Below are 15,946 nucleotides of genomic sequence, written 5' to 3'. Positions count from 1 at the left end.
GGTAATGGGAAGGTTGTGGCACCATCTGCCGCGCAGCGGGAAGAAAGGTGCTTCTGGTGACCGAGAATTCCGGCTCGGCCAGATCGGGGGAGACCGGTAGAGCACGCCCGGTTTCGACGGCCGCGCTGACCTTCGGGCGCGCATTGCGGCAACGACGGCAGGCGCGCGGACTGGCCTTGCGGGAACTCCAGAAACTCGCCTATGTCGACAAAAGCCTCATCAGCCGGGTCGAACGCGGGCTCACCCCGCCGAGCGCGGAATTCGCCGAAGCCTGCGATCGCGCGCTTTGCGCGGGCGGCACCCTGATCGTGCTCGCCGAAGCCGCCCGCGCGGAACCCTATGTGCATCTTCCCCCGCCGCCGCATCATTTCGTCGGCCGTGCGGAACACTTGGCGCTGCTGGACGAAAAAGTGTTCACCGAAGCGGCCAAAGTGGTCTTCGTGGCCGGTCCGCCGGGGGTCGGGAAGACCGCGCTCGTGCTGAATTGGGCGAACCGGCGGCAAGAGGAGTTCGACTGTGTCCTCTGGTCGGATCTTCGCGGCTATGCGGCAGGTTCTCCGGCGCAACCCGCGGACATCCTCGACGATCTTCTGCGCTGCGTCGGTGTCCGCCCCGACCGTGTCCCCGCCGAGGAACACATGCGGCTCGCGCTCCTGCGGGGCCTGTTGCGCGGCCAGCGCACGCTCGTCGTGCTGGACAACGCCCTCGACTCGCACCAGGTGCGGCCGGTGCTGCCGGGCACCCCGGACACCACCGTGCTGATCACCAGCAGGCGACGGTTGTCCGGGCTGGTCGTCGGCACCGGCGCGGTCCAGGTTTCCTTGGAGCCGCTGCAAGATCTCGAAGCGGCGCGGCTCATGGCCGATCTCATCGGCGACGAACGCGCGGCAGGCGATCCCGAAGGCGTCGGCAGGCTCGTCCGGCTGTGCGCGGCGCTGCCGCTCGCGGTGAACATCGCCGCCGAACGGGTCGCCACGCATCCCCATCAGAGCGTCGGCGACCTCGCCCGTGAACTCGTCGCCGAGGGACGAAGGCTGGAACTGCTCGCGGTCGACGACGACGCCGTCGGGGTCCGGGCCGCGTTCAGCTGGTCGTACCGCGCGCTGGAGGCCGACACCGCCCGGATGTTCCGGCTGCTCGGCCTCCATCCCGGGCCGCGGTTCCCCGCGGGCGCGGCGGCCGCGCTCGCCGGTCTGCCGGAACACGACGCGCGACGGCTGCTCGACAAGCTCGTGCAAGCGCATCTCGTCCAGCAGGTCGGCGCGCGGTACTACCGGTTCCACGACCTGCTCCGCGTCTACGCCGCCGGAGAGGCCGCCGCCGCGCGATGGCGGGAGGAGCGGCAGGCGGCGGTCTCCCGGCTGACCCACTGGTACCTCTACGCCGCCAACGCGGCGAGCTGGACGCTGACCCCGGCGCGCGACCACCACATCGACCTGGGCCCCGCGCCCGAAGGCGTCGAGCCGCTCCGGTTCGCCACGTTCGACGATGCCTATATCTGGTGCGCGTCGGAGATGCCGAGTATCACCGGTGTCGCCCGGCTGGCGCTGGACCACGGGCTGTACGAGGTCGGCTGGCGGCTGCCGGTGGAACTGTTCGACTACCACCTGCTCGGCAGGCCGTGGCAGACGTGGATCTCCAGCCACGAGGTGGCGATCGAGTCCGCGGAGGCGGGCGGCGACCTCGGCGGGCTGGCGTGGTCGGCGATCAACCTCGCCGAGGCGCACCGGCGGCGCGGCGACCTCGACCGCGCGCGCGACCTGTTCGGCCGGGCCGTCGAGCTCTCGGAAGAGATCGGCGAGAACCCGAGCCTCGGCTGGGCGCTGGTCGGGCTCGGCAACATCGCGCACGAGCGGGAGGACTACGCCGAAGCCGTTCGGCTCGCCGGGCAGAGCGTGGAGGTGAACGCCCGGATCGGCTACCGGCTCGGCGAAGCGACCGCGCGGGTCCACCTCGGCCGCGCGTACCGCGACTTCGGCGAACGAGACCAGGCTCTCGACCACGGACTGCGCGCCTTCGAGGCCTACGCGAAGGACGCCGACCAGCACGGCATGGGGTTCGCCTTGGTGCCGCTGGCCAGGACGTGCCGCCGGTTCGGCGATCTCGAGCAGGCGCTCGAGTACTGCGAGCAGGCGCTGACCGCCTACCGGAACTGCGGCGACGTCTGGGGGCAGGCCGACGCGCTCGACGAACGCGGCTGCGCGCTGGCCGCGCGGGGACAGGCCGACGAGGCCATGGCGGGCTGGCGCGACGCGCTCCAGCTCGTCATGGATCTCGACGACCGGAAGGCGAGCGTGCTGCGGGGCCGTCTCGAAGGCGCGGTCTAGGGACGCTGGCCGGTCGCGGCTGATCCGGGCGCGCCGCACCCGGCGCGAGTAAGCGACGCGCCGTGACAGGCTCGTCGATGAACCTGGCGCGCTTGACCGTCCACAAGGGACACCGGTTCAGGTCGCAGCGTCCCTTATGGGCGCTTTGCGCGGGGTCGTGAGTGGCAATGATCGTTCTAACCCTCTTTGCCACTCACGACCTCCGCCCTGAACTGTACGAACAGACATCAACCGGTCATTTCTTCGCCCAAAAGTGTCCTTTGTGGACACTCCAGGTGCGGCCTGCTCCCGTACGCGTCCAGCACCACGCCACGAAGCGCTCCTCACCACTCACGACCCTCACGAAAGCCGCACCGGCAGGTTGTGCAGGCCCCGGGTGATCGCGCTCGGCCACCACACAAGCCGGTCCTCCGGCACGGTCAACGTCATCGACGGCGCGCGGCCGAACAACGTCTCCAGCGCCGCGGACGCCTGCATCCGCGCGAGCGCGGCGCCGATGCAGATATGCGGGCCGACGCCGAAGGCCACGTGCCGCACCGGCCGCTCGCCCGGCCGGAAGGCGAGCGGTTCGGGGTGCACCTCCGGATCGCGATTGGCCGCCAGCAACGACAACAGGATCGGATCGCCCGCCTCCATCCGCTGCCCGGCGAGTTCCATCGGTTCGGTGACGAATCGCCAGCTCGTGTTCTGCAGCGGGGTGTCGCGGCGCAGGACCTCCTCGATGACGAGCGTCAGGTGTGCGCCGTCGGCGCGGGCGCGGGCCGCCTCCTCCGGATGCGTGATGAGGGTCAGCGCGGTGGACACGATGAGGCTGATCGTCGTCTCGTGCCCGGCGATCAGGGAGAGGAACGCCGTCGCGGCGACCTCTTCGGTGGTCAGTTTCCCGGCGGCCTCCTGTGCGAGGAGGTCGCTGATCAGGTCCGCACCCGGTTCGGCGCGTTTGCGGGCGACGACGTCGGCGAGCAACGCGTCCAGGTCATCGGTCGCCTTGAGCATCGACGCCATGTCCGTGACGTCGCCGGCGGCGACCACCAGCGCGGGCGGGCGGACCTCGTCCAGCAGGCTGTCCGGGATACCGATCAGCTCGCAGATCGACCGGATTCCCAGTGGATAGGCGAAATCCTCGACGAGGTCGCCTTCGCCCCTGTCCAGTATCGGGTCGAGCAGTTCGTTCGCGAGCCGATGCGTGCGGTCGCGCATGTGCCGCAGCCGCCGCGGGCCGAAGGCACCGGCACAGGCCTTGCGCAGCCGTGCGTGTTCTTCGCCCTCGAAGTTGTTCATATGCCCGATGAGCGTCGGCCGGTGATCGGCGGGCAGCCCGAGATTGGCCTTGCGCCAGTGGTCCGCCGCGACGGACGGGCATTTGGACAAACGCGGGTCGGCCATCGCGGAAACGACGTCCGCGTGCCGGGTCAGCAGCCAGGCCCAGGTGTCGCCGGGAAGCGGAAGCCGGAACGCGGGGGCGTTCGCCCGGAGCCATTCGTAGGCGGGTGAGGGATCCCTGTCGAATTCCGGGCCGAACAGCATGGGAACCGCGGCGGCGTCGTATGCGGCATCAGGCATACGAGCCACGATGCCAGCTCGTGGCGGAAGAGCGTCCGGCGAACGCGGGTATCGGCCTGTCTCACGCGATCGTCAACGCGGTCCCCCTGTCACCCCCTTGTGGTGACCCAGCAAGATCGAAGCGGGTGCGGTGCGTAGCGGTGGGAGGTGACCCTCGTCAGCGAGTTCGGCAAGCACGACCCTGACGCGGTTTCGGTGCGGCCGCGCGGTTCGCTCCGGAGTTTCGCCGACACCGTCGGCCTCGCCGCCGCCCGCGTCTGGCGGCTGCGTGGCCGTGCCTGGAACACCCTGCGGCATCCGGCGGGGTGGGAACTGTGGCGGCTGCCGCCCGCGGCGGTCTTCTGGATGCTCGGCACCGAGATCGCGGTCGCGGCCTGGGCGCTGTACAGCGGTTTCAAGGCCTCCACCACGACCACCGATCTCGTCCGCTTCGGCGTGATCGCGTGTTGCGCGATCTGGTACGTCGTCCAGACGCAGCATCCCGAGGAGCAGCGCCGAGCCGACGACCGTCGCGGCGAGCACATCGACCAGACCGCCGTCTGGCTGGGCGGCGGGGCCGTCCTGCTGCCGCCCGCGTTGTCACTCGCGCTGCTGCTGATGGTGCGCGTGCAGCGCTACTCCATCGCGCACAAGGCGATGACGACGTTCCTCTTCACCACCGCCGCGCACGCCGCCTCCATTCTCGGCGTGCACACGATCACCGAACTGACGGCACTGCACACCTGGCTCGAATCGGGCACGCTCCCCCAGCGACCGGGTGACATCGCGGTCGCCGCCGTCGCGCTGGTGGGTGCCGCGCTCTGGTACTTCGCGTCGCAGACGCTCCTGATCAGCATCGCGCGCGGCCTCGCGTGGGGCGGCTGGCGGCGGCAGAAGCTGATCGGCAGCTGGGCCGACAACGCGGACTTCGTCTACGCGCTGCAACTCGCCGCGTGCACCACGATCCTCGGCGCGGTCAACATCGCGCTGGTGCCGCTCGTGATGATCGGGGTCGCGCTGCGGTCGACCCGGCTCTCGCAGGTGCTGGCGGACACGATCGCGCGCAGCCAGCGTGACCGGAAGACCGGACTGCTGACCGAGGACTCCTTCCACGCCCCCGCGGCCCTGCGGCTGCTCGAAGACCAGACCGGACGGCGGCCGACGGCGTTCCTGATGCTGGACCTCGACCATTTCAAGCAGTGGAACGACAAGTACGGGCATTCCGGCGGCGACATCGTGCTCGGGTGCGTCAGTGCCGTGCTGCGGCAGAACACCCGCTCCACCGACATCGTCGGGCGCTGGGGCGGCGAGGAGTTCTCGGTACTGCTGCCGGACACCACCCGCGAAGAGGCGATGCGGATCGCCGAGCGGATCCGGGCGGCCGTCGCGAAGACCGCCATCACCGGCCTGACCGAACTCGCCAGCGGGCACGCCACCAACGAGCCCCGCGCGGTGGGGCCGATCCACGGCTGCACCGTGTCGATCGGCGTCGGGCTCTCGCCCGAACACTCGACGGACTATGGCGAGCTCTTTCGCGCTGCCGACGCGGCCATGTACCAAGCGAAACGGAGCGGGCGGAACCGCGTGGTCGTGGCACCGTCCGCCGTCCCGCCTTCGCCCCGGACGACTGACACGCGTTTAGTCCTCTGAATGCGTTCGGCGAGCGTCAGCGGCGGGTCACGAGGCGGGTCTCGAGCAGATCGCCGACCACGCGGGTCTCCACGCCGGTCCTCCGCTCGAACGCGGAGCCGCGCAACGGCCACAGCGCGACCAGCACGACACCCACCGCCGCGCAAGCGGCCAGCACCAGCGCGGCGACGAACTGGGCGGCTCCGGCGGTCGCCGTGCTCAGCACCGCGAAGCCGATCAGGACGATCACGGTGGGCAGCACCGCGGCCAGCGCGACCAGGAAAGCGGGGGTGCGGCGCAGGTCCCGGCGCCGGGTGGTCAGCCAGGCGGCGAGCAGGCAGGCGAACGACGCAGCCAGCAGGCAGGCACCCGCCGTGTCGCTGAGCCGATGCCAGCCCAGCGCGATGGTCGACGACGCGACCCAGGCGACGGCGACGCCGCCGATCCCGATGATCGCCGGGCGGAATCGTTGCGGCAGAACGAAAGCGAGCGCCATCAGAATGGCCATGGCGGCGCTGACGTGCCCGCTGGGGAAGCTGTTGTGCCCCGGCCCGCGGCCGCCGTCGGGCAGTTCGGGGCGGACGAGGATGTAGAGCTTGAGCAACTGCGCGGCGACGAGCGGGAGCACGAGGACGCTCAGCGCGGGGACCAGGAGGCCGGGTTTGCGCCGGAGCAGCGCCAGGACGACCAGCCCGATCCCGGCGGCGCCGATCACGAGCACCATGTCCTGGTCACGCAGCGGCCCCGCCCAGTCCATTGTGGACCACTGGCCGGACTGGGCGCTGCGGACGACACCGTTCTCCGCGAGCTGCCCGGCCGACGTGTACACGAAGAGCACATAGGTGACGAGGAACGCGACGGCCAGTCCCAGTCCGGTGGCGAGCTGGAACACGGCCCTGGAGAGGGTCCGCCTGGTCTCGGCGTGCCGTCCCGGCAGCGGACGGCGGGCGGGGGTCGGCTTCGCTTCGTGGATGAGTAGGGCCATGCGTCTCACTGTCCCCACGGCGTTTAGCCATGAGGTCCGGACAATGTCATGGTTCTGCTACAAGATCGAGCCGAGTCGCACACGCGCGGCGACATCCGAATAATGGCGGCGTGGCAAGTGTCCTTTTGATCGAAGACGACGCGTCCGTGCGGGAGGGGCTGGAACTCGCGCTGCGCCGGCAGGCGCACACCGTCCACACCGCCGAGAGCGGTGAGCTCGGGCTGGAGAAACTGCGGGTGTTCCAGCCCGACATCGTCGTGCTGGACCTGATGCTGCCCGGCATCGACGGCTTCGAGACCTGCCGCCGCATCCGCTCGGCGGGCGAGGTGCCGATCATCATGCTCACCGCCCGCAGCGACGACTTCGACATCGTGGCCGGGCTGGAGGCAGGCGCCGACGACTACGTGACCAAGCCGATCGAACCCCGCGTGCTCGACGCCCGGATCCGGGCGGTGCTGCGCCGCGCGGTGAGCGAGAAGCCCGCGAACGACGACGCCGCCGGGGAGCGGCACGGCGGCCTGGTCATCGACCGGGCGGGCCTGGTGGTCACGAAGAACGGCGAGCCGGTCTCGCTCACCCCGACGGAGCTGAAACTGCTGCTGGAGCTGTCGCGCACGCCAGGACAGGTCTACAGCCGCCAGCAGATCCTCTCCGCCGTCTGGGACCACGACTACCTCGGCGACTCCCGGCTGGTCGACGCCTGTGTCCAGCGGCTGCGCGCGAAGATCGAAGACGTTCCCGCGAAACCCGAACACGTCCAGACCGTCCGCGGCTTCGGGTACCGGTTCGGCCGTTCATGAGGCTGCTCTCCGGGCTGCGGCCGCGGCTCATCCTGGCCTTCGCGGCGATGACGATCATCGGGGCGGCGGCCGCGGCGGGGGCCAGTTACGTCTCGGCGAGGAACGCGATCCTCAAGGCCGTCCAGGACGCGGCGATGGACCAGCTGAAGGACCGGGTCGGCGCCTACGACCGCCCGCTGTCCACGCCACCGACCCAGGACCAGCTCAACGATTTCGCGGGCAGCCTGCGGTTGAACGCCGTCGCGGTCCACGGGACCCTGCGCTCGGTCAACGGCCCGGACCTGACCCGGTTCTCGACCGAACTGCGGCGGACGGTCGCGGGCGACATCCGGATCCAGTTCCAGCGGCTCGACCGCGACACCGGCCCCGAACTCCAGGTCGGCCTGCCGGTGCTGACGCGGCAGCCCGACGGGTCGATGGGGGCCAGCGGCATCGAGGTGTATTCGCTCACCTCGCTCGTCCAGCAGCAACAGGCCATCGACGAACTCGCGAAATCGGCCTGGCAGATGGCCGCGCTCGTCCTTCCGCTGGCCGCGGCGCTCGCCCTGCTCGCGGCGAGACAGGTGCTGAGACCGGTACGGGCGCTCAACACCGCCGCCGCCCAGCTCGGTGAGGGCAGGCTCGACGTCCGGCTGCCCGCCAAGGGGTCCGACGAGCTGGCCGAACTGGTCACGACCTTCAACAACACCGCCGCCGAATTGGAACGCACGGTCGGCGAGGTGAGAGCCATGGAGGCCGACGCCCGCCGGTTCGTCGCCGACGTCTCGCACGAGCTCCGCACGCCACTCGCGGCGATGAACGCGGTCACCGACGTCCTCGACGAGGACGCGGACACCCTGCCGCCGGACACCGCCGTCGCGGCGCGGCTGGTCTCGGGCGAGACCCGGAGGCTGACCCGGCTGGTCCAGGACCTGGTCGAGATCTCCCGGTTCGACGCGGGCCGCGCCGAACTCGTGCTCGACGAATGGGATCTCGCGACGGCGATCCGGGACAGTCTCGACGCCCGCGGCTGGCGCGAGGGCGAAGACCTGGTCACGGACCTGCCGGAAGGCGTCCTCGCCCGCGTCGACCGGCGGCGGCTCGACCTGATCGTGGCCAATCTCGTCGGCAACGCGTTCCGGCACGGCGCGGCCCCGGTCGAAGTCCGTCTGCGCGCCGGTGACGACGGCGTCACCCTGGCGGTCGAGGATCACGGGCCCGGTATCGATCCCGAGGTCCTGCCGCATGTGTTCGACCGGTTCACCAAGGCCGACACCGCCCGTGCCCGCTCCGAGGGCAGCGGGCTCGGCTTGGCGATCGCACTGGAGAACGCTCGCCTGCACGGCGGCGACATCACCGCCACCGACACCGGGCACGGCGCCCGGTTCGTCCTGCGCCTGCCGCACCGCACCGAAGGAGGGACGCGATGAGAAGGACCAGGGTATTGCCCGCTCTCGCGGCCGCGACGCTGGTGGCGGCCTGCGGCGTCCAGCCGACCGGCGTCGTCCCGGCCGGGCCCGGCCCGTCGATCCGCGCGACCACGGGGACCTACGTTCGCGCCGGTCTGACGCTGTACTTCGTCTCCGACGGCCGCGTCATCCCGGTGACCCGGCCCAGCGAAGGCTTCATCTCCCCCGAAGGCGCGATCACGCTGCTGTTGAAGGGGCCGACGGAGCGGGAAGCGGCGCAGGGGCTCACCACCTTCGTCCCGCCGGAGATCGGACGGGTCGAGGTGTATTCGGGCAACCCGACGTCCATCGTGCTGCCGTTCCCCGTCCGCAAATTGTCCAATCAGGCCATCAACCAGCTGGTCTGCACGACGATCGCGGCCTCGGCGGACACCGGACGGGCTCCGGTCACCCCAGGCGTGAACGTGTCCTCACCGGACGACAAGATGTACTTTCAATCCTGCAAAGCGGAGTGAATTCATCACTCACAGTGCTCACATAAAAGCATTTCTTGTGTCTGTACGGACATGAGCCCCTTTTGGTTCAACGATCAAGGTAACTGTGGGCGAACACACTCGGGCGTGACATTGCCGTGTCCTTTTCGTAATGTTGCCCGGAGCTCGCGGCCCCCGACGCGAGTTCCCGTCCCCGAAGTGGTGAGTGATCAGAGAAATGGCCGGCAGACATCGCAAGAACAAGGCTCCGCAGTGGAAGCTCCCCGCGGGTATCGCGGCAGCGGTCGCCACGGCGCTCCCGGCGTCGATGTGGCTGACCACCGCAGGTTCCCCCGACGTCGAAGCGGCCAGTGCCGCACTCGCGGTGAAGGCTCCCCCGGCCTCCAGCGTGACGCCCCCGCCGTCGACCAGCAGCACCCCGCCCTCCAGCACAAGCCCTACCCCCTCCACGGCCCCCTCCCCCGCGACCTCCTCGGCTCCCCCGAAGCCGACGACGTCGACCAAGGCCCCCGCCCCGGTCAAGAAGACCGTGCCCGCCGCGACCGCGTGTTCCACCGACCTCGCCGGCACCAAACCGCACGTGGCCCAGGTCGGTAACCACGTCAAGGCGAAGTTCGGCGTCAAGAACGTCGGCGGTGTCGCCGGCCGGGCGAACGCCAGCGACCACCCCTCCGGCCTCGCGCTGGACTTCATGGTGGACACCGCCACCGGCAACGCCATCGCCGAGTACCTCCTGGCCAACCAGAAGGACTTCGGTGTCACCTACGTCATCTGGCGTCAGCGCTACAACGACGGCAGCGGCTGGGACACCATGGAGGACCGCGGCGGCGCGACCGCCAACCACATGGACCACGTCCACGTCTCCTTCGCCAAGAGCGCGAAGGTGAACGTCAGCTGCTAACGATTCCGGGTGGGCCGCTCGCCGGGCTGGATCACCGGTCGTCCGACGACCTCTTCCACGCCTTTGACGGCGAGCCGGTCCGCCCGCTCGTTCTCCGGATGCCCGGCGTGACCCTTGACCCAATGCCATTCGACGTCGTGCCGTGAGGCGGCTTCGTCGAGACGGCGCCACAGGTCGGCGTTCTTGACCGGTGTCTTGGCCGAGGTCATCCAGCCGTTGTTCTTCCAGTTCCGCACCCAGCTGGTGATGCCGTTCCGGACGTAGGTGCTGTCGGTGTAGATGTCGACGGTCACCCGGCGCTTCAGGCTTTCCAGCGCCTCGATGGGCGCGGTCAGTTCCATCCGGTTGTTCGTGGTCGGCCCGGGATCCCCGCCGTAGATCTCCTTCTCGACGGTGCCGTACCGCAGCACCGCGCCCCAGCCGCCGGGACCGGGATTCCCGCTGCACGCGCCATCGGTGTAGATCTCGACTTCCGCCACCGGGACACCCTAGCGACGGGGTCAGTCCGGCAGCAGCGGCACCCACGGCCGCTCGGCCTGCCCGAGATGCACCGCACGCGTGATGGATTTCGACCCGAACCGGTCCCGGACGGTGTCGAGCGTCGAATCGAGCGCGTCCCTCGGCTTCGCCCCGAACGGCAAGGCCAGCTGGATCGCGTCGTCCTTCGACAGATTCGTGAGCGCGAGCCCGATCAGCGTGAGCCCGCGTTCGTCGATCAGCGGTCTCGCCGCCGCGAGCAGGTCACGGGCCGCCGCGACGATCGCGCCGGTCTGTTCCGTCGCCTCCATGAGGGTGTGCGAACGCGTCGCCTTCGTGAAGTCGGCGAACCGCATCCGCAGCACGACGGTGCGGCACACCCGGTGCGCCGCCCGCAGACGGCGGGCGAGGCGATCGGCAAGGGTCAGCAGCATCGCGTCGAGCTCGGCGGGTGACCGCGGCCTGCTGCCGAGCGCGTGCTGCGCCCCGATCGACCGGCGGCGACGGCCCGTCTGCACGCGGCGAGGGTCGTCGTTGTGGGACAGGGCGTGCAGATGGGCGCCGACGCCGCGGCCGAGCATCCGGACGAGTTCCTTCTCCCCGAACCCCTCCATCTGCCCGACCGTCGTCACGCCGCGCTCGCGCAGCTTCCGCGCCGTCACCTTGCCGACACCCCACAACCGCTCGACCGGAAGCGGGTGCAGGAACTCCAGCTCCTTGTCGTGCGGCACGACGAGGAGGCCGTCGGGTTTCGCGACGCCACTGGCCACCTTCGCGAGGAACTTCGTCCTGGCCACACCCACGGTGATCGGCAGGCCGACCTGCTCCAGCACGTCCTTGCGCAGCTTCGCCGCGATCCGGCTCGGAGTACCCGCGATCTTCAGCAGCCCGCCGACGTCGAGGAAGGCCTCGTCGATCGAGATGCCTTCCACGAGCGGCGTCGTGTTGCCGAAGACCTCGAAGACCGCCTTGCTCGCCGCCGAATACGCGTGCATCCGGGGCGGAACCACGATCGCGTCCGGGCACAACCGCCGCGCCTGGCCGCCGCCCATCGCCGTGCGGACGCCGAACGCCTTGGCCTCGTAACTGGCCGCCAGCACCACACCTCCGCCGACGATGACCGGCCGCCCGCGCAGCTTGGGGTCGTCACGCTGCTCGACCGACGCGTAGAACGAGTCCAGGTCGGCATGCAGGATGGGACCCTCGGTCGTCATAGAACATATGTTCGCATCAAACGGCCCAACGACCAAGCGCCCCGCTAACCTGGCCCTGGTCGACGTAGTGAAAGAGGGGGCCACATGCGGCGACTCTCACCAGTGGCGACAGCGGCGGCCGCGGGAGTGGCCGCCCTGACCTCGATCGCGGCCGGCGTGGTGGGAAACCTGGCGACCGGCACCGTCGGTGAGATCAGCGCCGGATGGAAACCTGTCATCTGGACGGGGCTCGGCCTCTTGGCGGCCGCACTGACGTTCTCGGCGATCCAGAACGCCTTGAGATCCGCGCGCGATCCGGCGTCCGTCACCGATGTCCCGGACGCCGGATCGGCCGAGCACGGCGAACGCGATCGCCGGGCGACGCCGTGGCAGGTCAAGGCGGTGCTCACGGTTTGGGCCCTGATCGTCATCGTCGGTCTTGCCGGTACCGCGCTCGCGTTCACCTCGCCGGGTTTCTTGGACATCGGCGAGATCTACCTCTCGTCCTTCCAGCTCCAGCCCAATACAAGGGGCGGCTGGGAGGTCACCGCTCCCGCCGGCATCGCGATAGGCGTCGCAATATTCGCGTGGTGTATCCCCCCGTTCCTCGCTGGCGCGCACGCCTACCGCGCCGTTCCTGTTTCCGTCGGCGAAACAACTCGCACACTCGCCGCGGGCGCTGATCGGTCTCCTGGCCCCGATCTTCACCGCGTGGGGTTGGGCCAAGGAAGCGGAAACGCTCAGTCGAACGGCGGCCCAGAACAGGAAACCCGGTGCTTGAAGACCTCTCCGTCCCGGATCTCGGCGGAGTACGTCGGCCTCGGCGAGATCGCGCGCCAGGCGTTCAGCACCTCCTCCGACTCCCAGTACTCGAAGATGTTCACCCGGCCCGGCTCGAGCGTGTCCGCCGCGATCACCACGTCGAGACACCCGGGGTGGGCCCGCGCCTTCTCGACGATCACCTGGTGCCCGGCCACGTACCGGTCCCTCTCCTCCGGATCGACGTACACCTTGCCCGCCACGATCACGGTCATCTCCACATCCCTTCGTCCGGTCGGTTCACCCCACCGACGAACGCGGACGCCGGGAACCGACACGGGCGCGGACGAAATCCGTCACCGATCGTCCGCCGGCGAAACACCAGATCGCGATCACCGGGTCGCAGATCGCGCAGCCGAACGACGAATGCTCGGCGAACGGGATGATCGGGGCACCCTTGAGGTGGTGGACGACGTCCCAGCCGGTGTGCAGCAGCCAGGCGATACCGATGAACGTCCAGGATTCGAGGCCGAGGTAAGCCACATAGGTCACGAGCGCGGTGAACGCGAACTCCCAGATCCCGAGGCCGCCACCGCTCAGATAGGCGGCGCCCGCCCCCGCCACCATGACCGCGTTGAAGCGGCGGCGGTGCGGTTCGTGGATCAGCGACATCAGCACGACGTAGACGAGGCCGACGAGAATCGGCGCGATGATCATCATGGCTCGACGCTAGAACCGGCCGGGGGCCACTCCCAGTGGCGTGAACGACGCCTTCCAACGGGATCTCGCCATCGGGTGGATACGGTGCGGTCATGCACACCGTCGCGGTCCTCGCCCTGGACAAGGTGATCCCGTTCGACCTCTCGACGCCGATCGAGGTCTTCACCCGGACCCGGCTCGCCGACGGCAGCGCCGGTTACCGGCTGCTCGTCTGCGCCGAACACCCGGACGTCGACGCCGGGCACTTCACCCTGCGCGCGCCGTGGGGACTCGAGGCGCTGCGCGAGGCCGGCACGATCATCGTCCCCGGCACCGCGGATCCGACCGGACCGTTGCCGGAAACCGTCCGCGACGCGCTCACGTCGGCCGCCGCGAGAGGCACGCGGATGGCCTCGATCTGTTCCGGCACCTTCGTTCTCGCCGCCGCGGGCCTGCTCGACGGCCTCCGCGCCACCACGCACTGGGTCGCCGCCGAAGCGCTGGCCGCGGCGTACCCCGAAATCGAGGTCGACCCGGACGTACTCTATGTCGACAACGGGCAGATCCTGACGTCCGCGGGCGCCGCCGCCGGCCTGGATCTGTGCCTGCACCTGATCCGGCGGGACCACGGCTCCGCGATCGCCGCCGACGCGGCCCGCCTTTCGGTCATGGCGCTGGAACGTGAGGGCGGCCAGGCGCAGTTCATCGCGTTGCGGCATCCGCCCGCTCCCCGCGGCGCGGCCTTGGAACCCACCCTCCTCTGGATGCAGGAGAATCTCGCGCGCGAACTCACCTTGGCCGACATCGCCGCACGCGCCGGGATGAGCACGCGCACGCTGATCCGCCACTTCCGCGAGCAGACCGGGACGACACCACTGCAGTGGCTGCACCGGGCGAGAGTCCGGCAGGCGCAGCATCTGCTGGAGACCACTCAGTACGCCGTCGAACGGATCGGCACCGAAGTCGGTTTCGGTTCGCCCACAGCGTTCCGCGACCGGTTCAAACGCACGACGGGCGTCAGCCCCGGCACCTATCGACGCGCTTTCCGTTAAGCGGCGCGGGCCAGAGCGGTGTCCGAGGCCCGCGCCCGGGCCTGTTCCGCGAATCGCTTCCGGGCGGCGACGACTCTGAGCCAGCGTTCCGAGCGCTCGGCGTCCAGATCGGAGGTGGCGCGGGCGAGCACTTCGGCGGCGCGTGCGGCGGAATCGATCTCGGCGGCGGCGCCGAGGTAGTCGCCCGCGTCGATCAGCTTGCAGGCGTGACGCATCTCGGTCTGCGCGGTCGAGTAGATGGCGTAGGCGGCGAGGTTGTTCGCCAGCGGGCCCAGTGAATGCGACATCGGATTCTCCGTTCCTTCTCTTACTCACACGTCGAACGGGCACGCGCCGGTTCGACACGGCGGACGGATTTTTCTCGAGGGTTGCGCCGGGTGGCCGATTCACGACAGCCTGAAGCGCATGCCAGCCCGAGCGGCGTCGTTCCGCAGTGTCTTCGCGGTCGCCGGATTCCGCCGGATCTGGCTCGCGCATCTGCTCTCGGTCGCCGGCGACCAGCTGGCCAGGGTCGCGCTCACGGTGCTGGTGTTCGACCGGACGTCGTCGGCCGGGTGGGCCTCGGCGGCGTACGCGCTGACCTTCGTGCCCGACCTCCTCGGTGGCGCACTGGGCGGCATCGCGGACCGGTTCTCACGACGCACCGTGATGGTGGTGACCGACGTCGGCCGCGCCGTCCTGATCGCGCTGATGGCGGTGCCCGGGCTCCCGTTGCCCGTCGCGGCCGCGCTGTTGTTCCTCGTGCAGCTCATGGCCGGGCCGTTTCACGCGGCCCGGCAGGCGATGCTGCCGGATCTGCTCGATCCGGACCGGCTGGTCGTCGGCCAGGCCGTCATCTCGTCCACGTACCAGGCCGGGCTCGTGGTGGGCTTCGGCGCGGGGGCCGCCGTCGTCACCGGCCTCGGCGTGCCGGGTGCGCTGCTGATCGACGCGGGAACGTTCGCGCTGTCGGCGCTCATGCTCCGCTTCGGGCTCGAACGATTCCCACCCTCGGCACCCGCCCACCACGAACGCCCGTCCCTGATCGAGGGCTGCCGTCTGGTGGCACGCGACCGCAAGCTGCGCTGGCTGCTGCTCATCGCCTGCTGCTGCGGTTTCTACGTCGTGCCCGAGGGCCTCGCCGTCCCGGTCGCCGCCGAACTGGGCGGCGCGGGCGCGTTGCCGTGGTTGCTGGCCGCGAACCCGGTCGGTTCGGTGCTCGGCGGCATCCTGCTGAGCCGCGTCCCACGCGAACGGCAGCTCCGGGTGCTGGGCGCGTTGGCGGTGGCGAGCAGCCTGGTGCTGATCCCGACCGGCTGGGCGCCGGGCCTGGTCACCATCGTCGTGCTGTGGACGATCTCGGGTGTGTTCTCCGCGCACGACATGATCACGCAGACGCAGTACAGCCTGGCCGCGCCGCCTGCCCATCGCGGTCAGGTGATCGGGGTCGCGATCGCGGCGTTGCGGACGGCTCAGGCGGCGGGGATCGCGGCGGCCGGGCTGCTGGCCCAGGTCGTCGCGCCGACCACCGTGGTCACCGTCGCGGCGGCCGCGGGTGTGGTGGTCGCCGCTGTCGCCGGGGTGGGCTGGTCACGGGCGGTGTCGTCCCGCCGCGGCCTGGCGGAATCCGAAGATCCCGTGGGGCCGGTCGGCGGGACGACACCCGTTGGCGAGCACGGTTCCTGACACATCACGTCCAGTTGTTGTCACGACGGGTCGTC

Annotated in this window: 15 protein-coding genes; 8 read left to right on the top strand and 7 right to left on the bottom strand. The window is 70.1% G+C overall.

What is annotated here, in order from left to right:
* Window positions 1–56 precede the first annotated feature (56 nt).
* Window positions 57–2,327, top strand: a complete 2,271-nt coding sequence (locus AC069H_RS13220; protein ID WP_478232407.1) for a tetratricopeptide repeat protein — start codon at window positions 57–59, stop codon at window positions 2,325–2,327.
* Window positions 2,328–2,666: 339 nt separating this feature from the next.
* Here the strand turns inward: AC069H_RS13220 and AC069H_RS13215 are convergent, their stop codons facing one another.
* Window positions 2,667–3,890 carry a cytochrome P450 family protein gene (locus AC069H_RS13215; RefSeq protein ID WP_478232406.1) on the bottom strand — a complete coding sequence of 408 codons (1,224 nt, stop codon included), beginning with the start codon at window positions 3,888–3,890 and terminating at the stop codon, window positions 2,667–2,669.
* 147 nt (window positions 3,891–4,037) lie between these two features.
* Between AC069H_RS13215 and AC069H_RS13210 the strand changes: the two genes are divergently transcribed.
* Window positions 4,038–5,519, top strand: coding sequence for a GGDEF domain-containing protein (locus tag AC069H_RS13210; RefSeq protein WP_478232405.1), 1,482 nt, complete (start codon window positions 4,038–4,040; stop codon window positions 5,517–5,519).
* A gap of 16 nt (window positions 5,520–5,535) precedes the next feature.
* Here AC069H_RS13210 and AC069H_RS13205 read toward each other — a convergent pair whose 3' ends face one another.
* Window positions 5,536–6,483 (bottom strand): phosphatase PAP2 family protein, encoded by a 948-nt coding sequence (locus AC069H_RS13205; protein ID WP_478230052.1) that lies wholly within the window; start codon window positions 6,481–6,483, stop codon window positions 5,536–5,538.
* Between the two features lie 110 nt (window positions 6,484–6,593).
* On the opposite strand from AC069H_RS13205, the gene AC069H_RS13200 reads away from it, so the two are divergent.
* The 4 genes from AC069H_RS13200 (at window position 6,594) to AC069H_RS13185 (ending at window position 10,066) form a co-directional block, all read left to right on the top strand.
* Window positions 6,594–7,283: a response regulator gene (locus AC069H_RS13200; RefSeq protein ID WP_478232404.1), complete on the top strand. Its 690-nt coding sequence runs from the start codon at window positions 6,594–6,596 to the stop codon at window positions 7,281–7,283.
* Entirely contained in the window at window positions 7,280–8,692 is a 1,413-nt protein-coding gene (locus AC069H_RS13195) for an ATP-binding protein (protein WP_478232403.1), read from the top strand. Before AC069H_RS13200 ends, AC069H_RS13195 begins: the two co-directional genes overlap by 4 nt.
* On the top strand, window positions 8,689–9,186 hold the full coding sequence (locus AC069H_RS13190; RefSeq protein ID WP_478232402.1) for a hypothetical protein: 498 nt from the start codon (window positions 8,689–8,691) through the stop codon (window positions 9,184–9,186). The genes AC069H_RS13195 and AC069H_RS13190 overlap by 4 nt, the downstream gene beginning before the upstream one ends.
* A 196-nt stretch (window positions 9,187–9,382) precedes the next feature.
* On the top strand, window positions 9,383–10,066 hold the full coding sequence (locus tag AC069H_RS13185) for a VldE C-terminal domain-containing protein (RefSeq protein ID WP_478230048.1): 684 nt from the start codon (window positions 9,383–9,385) through the stop codon (window positions 10,064–10,066).
* Here the strand turns inward: AC069H_RS13185 and rnhA are convergent.
* From rnhA to AC069H_RS13165, 4 genes are all read right to left on the bottom strand, one after another.
* Window positions 10,063–10,545 (bottom strand): ribonuclease HI, encoded by a 483-nt coding sequence (rnhA, locus tag AC069H_RS13180; RefSeq protein ID WP_478232401.1) that lies wholly within the window; start codon window positions 10,543–10,545, stop codon window positions 10,063–10,065. The genes AC069H_RS13185 and rnhA overlap by 4 nt on opposite strands.
* A gap of 21 nt (window positions 10,546–10,566) precedes the next feature.
* Window positions 10,567–11,757 carry a DNA polymerase IV gene (gene dinB / locus AC069H_RS13175; protein ID WP_257487584.1) on the bottom strand — a complete coding sequence of 397 codons (1,191 nt, stop codon included), beginning with the start codon at window positions 11,755–11,757 and terminating at the stop codon, window positions 10,567–10,569.
* A gap of 719 nt (window positions 11,758–12,476) precedes the next feature.
* A complete protein-coding gene (locus tag AC069H_RS13170) occupies window positions 12,477–12,770 on the bottom strand; it encodes a putative quinol monooxygenase (protein WP_478230044.1) in 294 nt (97 codons plus the stop codon).
* 25 nt (window positions 12,771–12,795) lie between these two features.
* A complete protein-coding gene (locus AC069H_RS13165; protein ID WP_478230043.1) occupies window positions 12,796–13,215 on the bottom strand; it encodes a DUF6010 family protein in 420 nt (139 codons plus the stop codon).
* A 92-nt stretch (window positions 13,216–13,307) separates the two neighbouring features.
* Between AC069H_RS13165 and AC069H_RS13160 the strand changes: the two genes are divergently transcribed.
* Window positions 13,308–14,246, top strand: a complete 939-nt coding sequence (locus AC069H_RS13160) for a GlxA family transcriptional regulator (protein WP_478232400.1) — start codon at window positions 13,308–13,310, stop codon at window positions 14,244–14,246.
* On the opposite strand, the gene AC069H_RS13155 is transcribed toward AC069H_RS13160, so the two are convergent.
* Window positions 14,243–14,533 (bottom strand): hypothetical protein, encoded by a 291-nt coding sequence (locus tag AC069H_RS13155; RefSeq protein ID WP_478230041.1) that lies wholly within the window; start codon window positions 14,531–14,533, stop codon window positions 14,243–14,245. The two genes, AC069H_RS13160 and AC069H_RS13155, sit on opposite strands and share 4 nt — an antisense overlap.
* Window positions 14,534–14,651: 118 nt before the next feature.
* Between AC069H_RS13155 and AC069H_RS13150 the strand changes: the two genes are divergently transcribed.
* Complete coding sequence (locus AC069H_RS13150) at window positions 14,652–15,911, top strand: MFS transporter (RefSeq protein WP_478232399.1); 1,260 nt, start codon at window positions 14,652–14,654, stop codon at window positions 15,909–15,911.
* The last annotated feature ends 35 nt before the right edge of the window (window positions 15,912–15,946 follow it).

The organism is Amycolatopsis sp. NPDC043887 (genome assembly GCF_056435665.1).
This window is presented reverse-complemented; position numbering and strand designations above follow the sequence as displayed.